Raw genomic sequence first — 12,476 nt, forward strand, 5'->3', positions numbered from 1 at the left:
AATCATGAATTACATCAATGATTCAAAGCAAGCCTAAAAACTACAATCCCGCATGACCAATTGCAATACCTGTCACCAACATCCCCAGAACGAGGAACGGTTGCGCTGATGCTTGGTATTTTACGTCGTTCTTTAATGGGTCACGTAAAAAGTACATGTCTTGGAATGTAATTTGCGGTATTACAAGCAGTAACAAAATTGCTGCGTAGAGTTGTTGATGAATAGAAATAAGGTAAACTGCAATTCCAGCTTGGAATATATCAATCATCAACACGCAAATCCAAGCGGCAGTTTTGGTACCAAACATTACTGGCAGCGATTTTAAACCGAGTTTGGCATCTCCTTCTACGCTCTTGAAGTCGTTGACTATGGCAATACCTAAGCCAGCTAAACTATAGAACATAGTCAAAACAATTATTTGCCAGTGCAGTTCGCCAAATAATGCATGACCTGTACACCAAGGAAATGTTATGTAACTGGCGCCAAGTGCATAGCTACCGAGCCAACCATTTTGTTTTAACTTTAAAGGTGGCGCCGAGTAGATATATGAAATAATGGCGCCTATAACGGCAATAGTTGTAATTGTAGGATAACTATTACCTGCCCATTTATCGAGAGCAAACGCTAATACCAAACCTGCTATTAACAATACCCAAATTTGCGTCAATACCTGGGGTATAGAAATTGCTCCAGAAGGTATGGGACGATAGGGTTCGTTTATTGCGTCTATTTCTCGGTCGTAATAATCATTTGTTATTTGACAATATCCTGCCATCAGTGGTCCCGATAGCAACATACAAGTCAATGACTTAAGAACGTTTTCCACTGTCCATGTAAATTCACCACTAGAAGCGGCGCCGCATATAACACCCCAAATTAAGGGTATCCACGTAATCGGCTTCATTAATTGCAGGCGAATTTTCCATATCGAACTTTCACCAGATGCGGCGCCTTTCATGCCCAGCAATTGTCTGGCTTTAGCACTACGGTCTTCAGTAGATGGGGTAATCGGTGTTTCTGACATAAGCTGTAATAAATAATTAGGAGTTAGGAGTGAGGAGGCGCGGAGTGAGGAGTTATTTTCAACTCAGTACTCAGCACTCAGCACTCAGCACTCATAACTTTCTTAAAATGAGATTATCAAATAACCATTCTGGAATTTGGCGCCAGTTATAGGTTTTCCACTCAATGGAGGTGGCAAAAGTATATTCCGACGCTGGTCTCCTGCTTCTATGGTTACTTCTGGACCATACTGAGTTAGTTTAACTTGCTTTTTGTCGAATCCTGGCAAAAATAAACGTACTTGACGGGCACCTGTATCTATTTCCATTGGACGAGGTGCAAGTGTTGCTTGCGCTACGAAGTCGGGTAATGTGTCTATCATTGATTGCCACTGCCCTTCGGTCGCATCGTTGACTGTGGTAATAGTTAAAGGCTCAAATTCTTCTTGTAAAGTTGGATTAGAAACGGCGCCTGTAAGTATAACACCCCCTATAGTTAACCCTATTAACTGTGCGCTACCCCATAAGTAACGGGCAGATGCAATTTCAACTGGGTCATCGTTTGTCACCAAAAAAGCAGCTATTCGCTTTGGGTCGGCAAGTGCAGCTTTACCCTTATCGAGTAAGTTATTTGCCATGTTGGTGGGTTGCGAAAAGTTATCTGATGTCCAGTTGATATTAAAGAATGTGCTGATTAAAGGTTGAATTAAAGGTGATTCAGAAATAGCTTTGCCTAAATCAGAGTTAACAAATAACTGTCTAAAGCGTCGCACGTACCAACTTAATGATTCAGGTAAACCGAGTAATCGTAAAGTTGTAGAGTCACCAGTACCATCGTAAACAATGGTATCATATTTACCGCTTTCATCGTACTGCCGTACTGCGTTGAGAGCCAAAGCTGCATCCATTCCTGGTAATACGGCAAGTTCTTGACCGTATACCTCTTTTAGGAAGGGTGTTCTGAGATACTGCGCTTCCAGTTTTTTTACCTCTTCCCAACTGCTTTCAAGTAGCGTACTAGCATGAAATTGCACTGCTTGTAAGTTAGGTGCAACTTCTTGAGGTTCGTTAGATAAAGTTGTTCCCAAAAGAATTTGCATAGCTGGTTCTGAATTTCCAGCTAAAAGTACACGCTTACCCTCACGCGCTTGTTTCATTGCAGCAGCAATTGCAATTTTAGTCCGCGCAGTACTGCTTTTACCTAAAAATGTTAATATCAATGCCATTGAAATAATTCCTATACTCGTAAATGTAGTGCAGCACTCACAACTTAGCACTCTTAATGCGCCTGTTCACTTCCCCCAAAGTTGTAAACCCGTCGTAGAGACGTGATTAATCACGTCTCTACATACGATGTTTCTCGCGCTTCTACACGACTTTGAGTTCATCCTCAAAGAACCAAGTAGAATAATTGTCATCAAACAACACTACAACACCAACACCCATACCATCCGTTATTTTGTAACCTTGAATTAAGCCAGTTTGTCCTAATTTCGCAGCAGTTGCAGCGCTAACGCGGTCGCGTAAACGATATATCTTTACTCTTTGTCCGATTTCCATGCCAAATATATAAACTAATGCAGTAAACCAAGACTCAGTTTATACGAATCTGCGACAATATAGGAACTTGTAATGATAACTAGCGTTCATTCGAGAAAAAAGCTTAGGTGTGTGTGAGGACTAGGAGATAATTATGGAAGTTCAGCGTATTAGTGGCAAACTTAAAAAGTTAAAGCGTTTGCTGCCTGTTAACGAGAAGTTTCTGGCAAAATATGATTTGCTACGAACGCTGGTAAGACGTGATTTGGAAGCACGCTATAAAGGTTCTGTGCTAGGAAATCTTTGGCCCCTATTAAATCAACTATCACAGCTATTAATTTATACATATGTCTTCTCGTTTGTACTTAAAGTCAAACTAACTCTCAAAGCTTTGCCTGATAATAACTTTACTTTTGGTTTGTGGTTGTTTGCTGGTTTGTTGCCTTGGATTGCTTTTTCTAGTGGTTTAGTACAGTCAGCAAACTCAGTAGTTGGACAGCCTAATTTAGTCAAAAAAGTTGTATTCCCGCTGTCTTTGCTGCCTTTAGTGCCAATTTTGTCATCTTTTATCGAAAGCTCTTTTGGTTTGATGATATTGATTGTATTCGTCGCTTTTACTTCTCATACCTTACATGCGACTTTGGCACTGTTGCCTTTGGTATGGTTGACGCAGTTGCTTTTAACCGCAGGAATAGGTTATTTAGCTGCTGGTTTAACTGTATTTTTACGAGACATTCCACAAAGTTTAGGTGTATTATTAAACATTTGGATGTACGCAACACCAATTATTTACCCTGCCACAGCAATTCCCGAAGGACTGCGAACTTGGATATTTTGGTTAAATCCAATGACCGCAATTGCCGAATTTTACCGTGATATCGTTTTAAATGGTGAAGTTAAGCACTGGGGAGAGTGGGGAGTTGCGACGACGATATCCTTTGTATTATTTTGCTGCGGATTGTGGGTTTATCGGCGCCTGCGTCCTGCCTTTGCGGATGTGTTGTAATTTCGTAGAAAAAGGAAAAAGGTAAACGGAAGTAGGACAGCGATGTCCTTTTCTTTTTGCTTTTTTCTTCAAATAATAGTTATATAGTCATCAAGGTATTGGTTAATGAGTGAGGAAATCGCAATTTCACTTCATTCTGTATCCAAGTGCTATAAGCGTTACGCACGTCCAATGGATAGACTTCAGGAATTATTATTGCCCCACTCCAATAAAGTTCAGGAGTTTTTCGCTTTGCGCGATATTAACTTGGATATCCCCAAAGGTCAGACAGTGGGAATTATTGGACGTAACGGTTCGGGTAAAAGCACAATGCTACAAATTATCGCTGGAACTTTGACCCCTACTACAGGAGAAGTGGTAGTTAAGGGTAGAGTCTCAGCGCTGTTGGAGTTAGGCAGTGGTTTTAACCCAGAATTTACAGGAAGACAAAATGTATTTTTTAATGGCAGGTTACTAGGGTTGAGTCAAAACGAAATTGACTCAAAGTTTGATGATATTGCTGGGTTTGCTGATATTGGTGATTTTATCGACCAACCTGTAAAAACTTATTCTAGTGGAATGTTTGTTCGTTTAGCGTTTGCAGTTGCAGTAAACGTTGACCCCGAAGTACTTATTGTAGATGAAGCGCTAGCTGTAGGTGATATTGTGTTTCAGCACCGTTGTATGCGACGAATGCGTGCGCTTATGGACTCTGGTGTGACTACACTATTTGTATCGCATGATTCCGGCGCCATTAAAACGTTATGTAACTCAGCCATTATGATTCATGATGGACAAATATATAGCAAAGGGGCGCCTAACGATATCACAATTACATATCTCAAATTATTAACAGACTTAGAATTAGGCATATCAGCAACCGAGTCTAAACAAACGCAGCAAGAAGAGAAATGTAATAAAGATACAACTATCGCACGTAGAGGAAGCGGTAAAGCCAGAATTGAATCAGTAAAAATGCTTAATCATTTGGGTGAAGATGCTGGTGAAACACCCGTGTTTGGCTTTAATGAAGAAGTAACGCTAGTTGTAGAAATAAAAGCGAATGAAAAACTCCTTAGCTGTATTTTAGGCTTTTATATTTGTGATAAAAACGGTAACGAGATTATTGGAACTAATACCTTTGAAGAAAATGTCAAAATCGATAAGCTAGAATTTAGACAACGAGTCGTTGTCAATTTTAAGTTTAAATTACCACTAAGACCCGCTTCGTATAGTTTAACTGTTGCAGGCGCCGAAAATAACGAAGCCTTAACTTTCGATTGGGTTGATAACGCAATGGTGTTTCAAGTTTTACCACCAAAAACAGGCAAACAAATTTATGCTCTAATTGACCATCCTATTAATGTAACTATTTGTACACCTTGTAGGTTGGGTTCCACGTAGCGCAACCCAACATTTATATATTTAAAAAGTATTATGGAAAAATATAAAGACTTGATTAAAGATTATCCTTCTTTTGATGGATTAACTGAGGAAGCTCTTGAGGATAATACCAGTTTAAAAAAGACATTACATTTCATTGGTAAGAACAAACGTGTAGTTGATTTTGGCTGTGCTACAGGTTATTTAGCTCAGTTACTTAAACATAATGGTTGTGTAGTTACAGGAGTAGATTATAATCAAGAAGCAGCTCAAGAAGCAGAAAAGTACTGTCAAGAAGTTATAATTGCTGACTTAGATTTTACCAGCATCACAGAAATATTCCCTAACCAAAAGTTTGACGTTGCTGTTTTTGGAGATGTTTTAGAGCATCTCCGTAACCCTTGGAAAGTCTTAGAAGATACAAAGAATATATTACAGCCTGGTGGCTATGTAGTTGCTTCTATCCCAAATATTGCTCATGGAGCTATTCGTTTAGCTTTACTGCAAGGTAAATTTGAATATACACAGTTTGGTATATTAGACAATACACATTTAAGATTTTTTACAAAAAAGACTATAAAACAATTGTTTGAAACAACAGGATATTTAGTTAAAGGAATTGATAGAACAAAATTAGATATTTTTACAGACGTTCATCTCGTTCCCTCTTTTCAGCGTGATGATTTCCATCAAGAAGTTATTGCCCAAATTGAACAAGATGAGGAAGCAGACACTTTACAGTTTGTTATTCAAGCATTTCCTTGTACAGTTGAAGACAAGTACATGATATTAGAAAAACAGTATACTTGCTTAAACGAGCAATATTCCCAGCTTCTTGAAAAAAATCAGCAACTAGAGTCTCAATTAAAATATACACAGTCAGAACTAGCACTCACAGAGTCTATATTACAAGAATTGCAGCAAGCTCGAACAGAAGCAATTACTGAACAAGCACAATCTTCGGTAAAAATAGATATTTTAAATTCTCAAATTCAACAAAAAGAGTCAATGCTACAAGACCTTGAGTATATGATTGTGGCAATGCAAACCAGTAAATTTTGGCAATTACGTGAAAAATGGTTTAAAATAAAAAGTTTTTTCAAGTAAAATAAATAAAAATATTACTGTTTACTGTCCATATTTTTGTATATGTAAATATATATAGAATTCATCATGTAGAAATAGCAAAATTGTTCGTAATGAACTTATTATTTGTCATACATAACTGGGTTGGTTATGCTCCACACGGAGGTACGGAAGTTCACGCTATAACTTTAGTTGAAGCATTAGCACAGACTGAAAATAATCAAGTGTACGTATTATTTCCTGACACGAAAACAGCTAGTGACTGCAATAATTATATATTATTCAATATAAAAAATAAAACTTTCAAGCAAATAAACTTAAGTTACCCTGTCACTTCCGATTGTTACTCACATCAAGAATTTTTCGCTAAGTTTGAATTCATACTTTTACAACAAAACATTGATATAGTTCACATTTTTCATCTAATTAGATTTCCTCTAAATACACCATTAATTGCCAAAAAAGCTGGTGCCAAGGTAATTATTTCTGTTTTTGATTACTATTTAATATGTCAACAATTTAATTTTTTGACAGAAAATAAAATTTTTTGTAATTATCCAAATATTACTATATCAACTTGTGATTTATGTTTAAAGCAAAATTTTAATTCTCAAGCAGGTACGCAAAATACCCGAAGAAATACAATCTCACAAATACTCTACTACGCTGATGCTGTCCACTATTTGTGTCACGACCAATATAATCGATTTATTATAGCTTATCCATATTTACAAGACAAACTTAACTTAATAATGGGTTTAGGCATCGGCGCCTTTTTTACAGAGCAAGATATACCCAATAAGTTAAATAACTTTGCATTACCTTTAAAAGTCGCTTGTGTAGGTAACTTTGATACGAACAAAGGAGCAGAATTAATTATACAAATTATCGATTACTATCAATCCACACAGCAAAATATTGAATTTCATATATATGGAGATGTTCGTTATCCTTACTCAGACATTTTACCATCAGCAAATAAAAATGTTAAAGTGCATGGACAATACACTCCTGAAGAATTACCGAACCTACTACAACAATGTCATATTGCTTTATTTGCCTCAATATGGCCTGAAACTTTTGTATTAGCTTTATCCGAAGTTTGGTCATGCGGCTTAATTCCAGTGGCGCCTAATATCGGAGCATTTCGTGAGCGAATTACTCATGGTAAAAACGGATTCCTTTACGAATTGACAGATTATGGTTCAATTATCACAATATTAGACAATTTTCTAAAAATGACTACAGAAAGTTTCCTCAATTTACTCAAACAAGTTAGTAAAGTACAATACCCCTCCTTAGAATCTAATATTAATCAATATTTAGCACTCTACACCCATATACAAAAAGCAAAATATGAACTTAACACTCTAGAACTACTATCGCGCGTCATTATCGAAGAACACCATATAGAAACCCGTCATATAGAAACATACCTAGAAATCCAACAATTACCAGACCCACAACAACCTATTCCTCCTATTCCTGAAAATAAACATCTTTTATATAAAGCATGGCAATACTACAAACAACAAGGATTACTCTCCACAATCAAACGCAGCGTGAATTACACTTGGCAACGGATACAAAAGATATAAATCAACCATCCGTTACATCCGTTACATCCGTTGCAAATTTTATCCTTCATTTTATTTGGATGCTTCCAGAACACTTAGATAGTAATCAACACATTCGTAAAATGCTGATATCAGAAGCAACACAATGTTATTTTACAATTCAATTTTATCAGAGCGAAACTTATCTAGACGAAGCACGTAAAACAAAACAACCAGATTTAATATTATTATTTGGCTCATTCTATAAACCCAATACAGATATATACAACCTCATCACACAAACAATTCGTTACTTAGGAACTCGTGTCGCTGCTTGGATAACAGAAGACCCTTATGAGTTTGATTGTAATTACTTATTACCAAAACTAGTTGATTTTGTATTTAGTAACGACAAAAACTCATGTAACTATTATCATTCTCAAAATGTTTACCACTTACCCTTAGCATCTGCATCTAATACATTAGAACCACTGACAGAACCTGAATGGGATTTTGTATTTTGCGGTGTAGGGTTTCCGAACCGTATTGATATTATCGAAGGATTGCAAGACATCCTGAAAAATTACTCAACATTAATTATCGGGTCAAATTGGTCAAAACAAATTACCGAAAACTTTTTCACACGTACTCAAGTTGATTACGACGAACTAATATCAATTTATAGAAATAGCAAAATAGTCTTAAACCTATCACGAAACCATAACATCGCAAACCACATCTATGAAATAGTACCATCCACAGTGGCGCCGAGAACATTTGAAGTAGCAGCAATGGGAATATTTCAACTAGTCTTCTTCGACCGACCAGAAATACACGAATATTTCACCGAAGAAGAAATAATAACCTTTAGCAGCAAACAAGAATTTGCATATCTAGCAGATAAATACATAAACAACCCTCAACTACGCCATAGCATAGCTAACAAAGCCAAACAAAAAGTAGATAAAGAACACCTATATAGACACAGACTACAAACACTAGTCCAACAAGTCCTCAATAATCTCTAATTCATGATAAATCGTATATTAATCCACAACACCAAAACAACAAATAACAATTACCACCTACTCCACTCCCTATGGCAAGCATTTAAAGAAACATCACTACAAATACAAATATCCCAACCACAAACACTACAGCTATTCATCAAAAACTTCCAACCCGAACTCATAATATGCTTCGGAGGAGAACAAATATCACCAACAATTGAACACCTCAAACTCCCTAACACCAAATGGATATTATGGACAACAGAAGACCCGTTTGAAATAAACTTTAACAAACAAATCGCAAAACACTTTGACATTGTACTAACATCAGACAAAGCCAGCCAAAACTTATACAGCCATCCTCATTGTTACTACCTTCCCTTCGCAGCATCCAAAAACTGGTTTTATCATCCAGTAATCAAACAACCCTCAAAACTACTATACGATTTAATTTTTATAGGTACAGCTTGGCCCAACCGTATTAGCTTCCTCAAAGAACTAATAAGCTTACTCAAACAAAACCATCTTACCAGTAGATTTATACTGCCAACAAATTCTCACATACCTCAAGACACACTATCAGATATAGACATTATCAAATTTGAACGTGACTTTCGACTGGCGCCTACTGACTTAGCCAACCTGCAAAACCATTCATTATTTGCGCTAACACTATTTCGAGACTTTTCCGGTGACGGCAACCCAAGACCCCAAAGTTCACCAACCAACAGATTTTACGAAACAGCCCTAGCTGGCACAGGACAGATAATTGTATCAAATGACATCAGCATACCAGAATTTTACCCAGAAATAAAAGACCATATTTTTCAACTACAAAACGCGCACGAAATAATAGATACAATAACCTACGTAAAAGAAAACTTTGAAATTAGGAATTGCGCGGCTTCATCTGTCCAGCAATTTGTTATAGATAATCACTCTTATTTACATCGAGTTAGAGAATTACTAAAGATAGTTGATAGTTTAAATAGCTAACATTTTATACAGTGATACTTTATACTTAATTAAAGCTCTTAGATTTAGAGCATTGAGCATCCTGATATCAATAATTTTTCAAGAATAAATAGTCAACCATTAAATAAATTTTATATCATTTTGATCCCCCCTAACCCCCCTTAATAAGGGGGGAACAAGATAAAAAGCCTTTCTTAAAAAAGGGAGAACTAGAGTTAATAGCAAAATAACTCTTAGCCCCCCTTATTAAGGGGGGTTGGGGGGATTAAACCCGCAGTTAAAGAACTATAGGAATTAATACAAATGGTTAGTGAATTTGAGGCAAAGCAAACACAAACTCAATTACGCACAACCCAGCTAGAATTAGAACACATCAAAGCGCAGTTACAAGCAACACAAGCCGAATTAGCACAATCACAGGGACTCGTATCCTGGATGCAGACGAGCAAGTTTTGGAAACTTCGTCTTCAATTCATAGAATCAAGAAATAAAATTAAACAAGTTCAACAAAAATTACAAGCAATATTACTTAAGAAACATTTTATACAAAATCAACTAACATCAACATCATCAGATATAAACTTTTATCATATCAACTTACCTCGCTATATACCAGAAAAGCCCACAGTATTACTAATAGTTGAAGAAACTTTACCGCAGTGTTTTCGCTATCGTGTTCAGCAAAAACTCGAACAATTACAAGCATTAAAATATCAAGTTAGTTGGGTGTCTTGGCGCCATTACAAACAAGCACAAGCGCAGTTACATTTTTGTCATATTGCCATATTTTATCGAGTCCCAGCATTTCGAGAAGTAGTAGAGACAATTAAATACGCAAAATCACTTAATAAAATTGTATTTTTTGACATCGATGACTTGATATTTAATGGTGATGCATACCCCGAACCATACGAGAACCTAGTAGGACAAGTATCACCCGATGAATACGAAGGTTTGGTGCAAGGAGTTAAATTTTACCGTGAAGCATTAACATTATGTGATTATGCCATCGCTTCTACTCCTGCACTTGCTGAAGAAATGGAACGTGTGATTGGTGAAGGCGCCGTTTGGTGTCACCGCAATGCAATTGACAGCACGCTACTGCAATTTATGCACACGCAGTCTCCTAAAATCACACGCGCTTACATATCGATTTTTTATGGCAGTGGTACAAAAACTCATGATGCTGATTTTTTAATAGCGGCGCCAGCAATTGCCCGCATCATGGAAAAATACCCAAACGTTCGACTAACTATAGTCGGATATCTAACGCTTCCAGATTTATTGGCGCCTTACCAAGATAGAGTAGACCGAATTGGACTATTGAGTAATCTAGAAGTGTATTGGGAATTTCTTTGTCAAGCTGATATAAATATTGCACCACTCAAATCAAACCTGTTTAACGACTGTAAAAGCGAAATCAAATGGTTAGAAGCAGCAATATTAGGAGTTCCTTCGGTTGTCACTGATACCAAAATGTATCTAGAAGTTTTACAAGACGGTGAAGATGTTTTAATTGCCTCTACACAACAAGAATGGTTTGAGAAACTTGACCAAATGATAGGTGACAGCCAATACCGTCTTTATATTGCACATCAAGCAAAACAAAAAGCCTTACGGGAGTATCATCCCACTGTAATGGCAGAAAATTTCCAAATTATTCTTGAAAACGCAATCTTAGAAGCAGTATCACAACACCGTGCAATACAAAAGCAAACTAAGACAAAATTACTATTTGTCAATGTCTTATATCCACCTCAAGCCCTAGGTGGAGCAACAGGTGTAGTCAAAAATATAATTGACACCCTAAAAGAAAAATTTGATGACCGTTACGAAATTTCTGTTTTTACCTACGACTTACACAACCCCAACGGTTATGAACTATGTGAATACCTTCAAGACTCAATTCACGTTACCCGTCTAAGTTTACCTCCCTATCCCGATATCGACTGGCGCTATCAAGACCAAAGGGTATACGAAATTTTTTCTCAATACCTTAAATTAACGCAACCAGACTTAATACACTTCCACTGTATACAGCGACTAACTGCATCAGTTCTCGAAGCCGCTAGTGACTTAAACATTCCTTCCATCGTTACCGTACATGATGCGTGGTGGATATGCGACCACCAATTTATGCTCGACCGTGATGGAGTCGAAAGGAATTTTCACCAAAATGACCCTTTAGTAGTCGCGCGTTACGCTGATGATTTAAATAAGTCACTTGCTCGGCGCCGCTACTTAGCACAACAGTTAAACCGTGCCAAACTAATCCTCGCCGTTTCTGACTTTCAAGCTTCCTTATATAGTCTTAACGGTTTTACTCAAATTCAAGTCAACCGCAACGGCATCAAACCCTTACCAGTTCTAGCGCGAACTCCATCAAAACGCATTCGCTTAGGTTTCGCTGGTGGAATTTGTGTCCATAAAGGATATTACTTTCTCAAAGAAGCCATCATAGCAGCAAATCTTTATAAAACAGAAGTCACAGTAATTGACTTATTTATAGACTCAGGTTTACCAAGACATGAAACCTGGGGTAGCACTCCAGTTCAATTGATACCAAAGCTGCCACACGAAAGAATGGCTGACTTTTATAGTCAAATTGATGTTTTAGTGGCGCCGTCATTATGGTCAGAAAGCTTTGGTTTAATCACGCGCGAAGCCACTTTAGCAGGAGTCTGGGTAGTCGCTTCCAATAAAGGTGGACTTGCAGAAGATATTTGTCCAGGTATAACTGGAGACATTTTTTCTCCTGACGATATAAATGAATTAATTGAGATTTTAAAACGAATTGAACAGGCGCCTGAAAAATACCAGAAGCAACTTGTACCTAATACTCAACACATACGAAGAATCGAAGAACAAATAAACGAACTAGAAACAATTTACGAATCTATCGTTTTAAATCATTCGTAACAAACCCAAATGTAGAGACGCG

10 protein-coding genes are annotated in these 12,476 nt (G+C 37.1%); 7 read left to right on the top strand and 3 right to left on the bottom strand.

Annotated elements, in window-relative coordinates; all coding sequences use genetic code 11:
• Nucleotides 1-40: 40 nt before the first annotated feature.
• The 3 genes from chlG to petP form a co-directional block, all read right to left on the bottom strand.
• On the bottom strand, nucleotides 41-1,024 hold the full coding sequence (chlG, locus tag DSM106972_RS21650) for a chlorophyll synthase ChlG (RefSeq protein ID WP_127082659.1): 984 nt from the start codon (nucleotides 1,022-1,024) through the stop codon (nucleotides 41-43).
• A gap of 102 nt (nucleotides 1,025-1,126) precedes the next feature.
• Nucleotides 1,127-2,227, bottom strand: coding sequence for a Get3/ArsA fold putative tail anchor-mediating ATPase NosAFP (locus DSM106972_RS21655; protein WP_127082660.1), 1,101 nt, complete (start codon nucleotides 2,225-2,227; stop codon nucleotides 1,127-1,129).
• A gap of 142 nt (nucleotides 2,228-2,369) precedes the next feature.
• Nucleotides 2,370-2,561: a cytochrome b6f subunit PetP gene (gene petP, locus DSM106972_RS21660; protein WP_127082661.1), complete on the bottom strand. Its 192-nt coding sequence runs from the start codon at nucleotides 2,559-2,561 to the stop codon at nucleotides 2,370-2,372.
• A 133-nt stretch (nucleotides 2,562-2,694) separates the two neighbouring features.
• On the opposite strand from petP, the gene DSM106972_RS21665 reads away from it, so the two are divergent.
• From DSM106972_RS21665 to DSM106972_RS21695, 7 genes are all read left to right on the top strand, one after another.
• Complete coding sequence (locus DSM106972_RS21665) at nucleotides 2,695-3,546, top strand: ABC transporter permease (protein WP_127082662.1); 852 nt, start codon at nucleotides 2,695-2,697, stop codon at nucleotides 3,544-3,546.
• A 105-nt stretch (nucleotides 3,547-3,651) separates the two neighbouring features.
• The gene (locus tag DSM106972_RS21670) at nucleotides 3,652-4,929 is read left to right on the top strand and encodes an ABC transporter ATP-binding protein (RefSeq protein WP_127082663.1); all 1,278 of its coding nucleotides are present in this window, start codon (nucleotides 3,652-3,654) and stop codon (nucleotides 4,927-4,929) included.
• Nucleotides 4,930-4,962: 33 nt separating this feature from the next.
• Complete coding sequence (locus tag DSM106972_RS21675) at nucleotides 4,963-6,015, top strand: class I SAM-dependent methyltransferase (RefSeq protein ID WP_127082664.1); 1,053 nt, start codon at nucleotides 4,963-4,965, stop codon at nucleotides 6,013-6,015.
• Nucleotides 6,016-6,107: 92 nt separating this feature from the next.
• Nucleotides 6,108-7,592, top strand: a complete 1,485-nt coding sequence (locus DSM106972_RS21680) for a glycosyltransferase family 4 protein (protein WP_127082665.1) — start codon at nucleotides 6,108-6,110, stop codon at nucleotides 7,590-7,592.
• The gene (locus DSM106972_RS21685; protein WP_158632859.1) at nucleotides 7,568-8,578 is read left to right on the top strand and encodes a CgeB family protein; all 1,011 of its coding nucleotides are present in this window, start codon (nucleotides 7,568-7,570) and stop codon (nucleotides 8,576-8,578) included. The genes DSM106972_RS21680 and DSM106972_RS21685 overlap by 25 nt, the downstream gene beginning before the upstream one ends.
• 3 nt (nucleotides 8,579-8,581) lie before the next feature.
• Nucleotides 8,582-9,556 carry a CgeB family protein gene (locus tag DSM106972_RS21690; protein ID WP_127082667.1) on the top strand — a complete coding sequence of 325 codons (975 nt, stop codon included), beginning with the start codon at nucleotides 8,582-8,584 and terminating at the stop codon, nucleotides 9,554-9,556.
• Nucleotides 9,557-9,838: 282 nt separating this feature from the next.
• Nucleotides 9,839-12,454, top strand: a complete 2,616-nt coding sequence (locus DSM106972_RS21695) for a glycosyltransferase (protein WP_127082668.1) — start codon at nucleotides 9,839-9,841, stop codon at nucleotides 12,452-12,454.
• Nucleotides 12,455-12,476 lie beyond the last annotated feature (22 nt).

The sequence above is a fragment of the Dulcicalothrix desertica PCC 7102 genome (genome assembly GCF_003991905.1).
GTDB classification, from domain to species: Bacteria; Cyanobacteriota; Cyanobacteriia; order Cyanobacteriales; family Nostocaceae; genus Dulcicalothrix; species Dulcicalothrix desertica.

Coding starts and splice junctions, on each gene's coding strand:
- DSM106972_RS21675 (WP_127082664.1), top strand. CDS start 4,963: ATGGAAAAATATAAAGACTTGATTAAAGATTATCCTTCTTTTGATGGA.
- DSM106972_RS21690 (WP_127082667.1), top strand. CDS start 8,582: ATGATAAATCGTATATTAATCCACAACACCAAAACAACAAATAACAAT.
- chlG (WP_127082659.1), bottom strand. CDS start 1,024: ATGTCAGAAACACCGATTACCCCATCTACTGAAGACCGTAGTGCTAAA.
- DSM106972_RS21665 (WP_127082662.1), top strand. CDS start 2,695: ATGGAAGTTCAGCGTATTAGTGGCAAACTTAAAAAGTTAAAGCGTTTG.
- DSM106972_RS21695 (WP_127082668.1), top strand. CDS start 9,839: ATGGTTAGTGAATTTGAGGCAAAGCAAACACAAACTCAATTACGCACA.
- DSM106972_RS21680 (WP_127082665.1), top strand. CDS start 6,108: ATGAACTTATTATTTGTCATACATAACTGGGTTGGTTATGCTCCACAC.
- DSM106972_RS21655 (WP_127082660.1), bottom strand. CDS start 2,227: ATGGCATTGATATTAACATTTTTAGGTAAAAGCAGTACTGCGCGGACT.
- DSM106972_RS21670 (WP_127082663.1), top strand. CDS start 3,652: ATGAGTGAGGAAATCGCAATTTCACTTCATTCTGTATCCAAGTGCTAT.
- petP (WP_127082661.1), bottom strand. CDS start 2,561: ATGGAAATCGGACAAAGAGTAAAGATATATCGTTTACGCGACCGCGTT.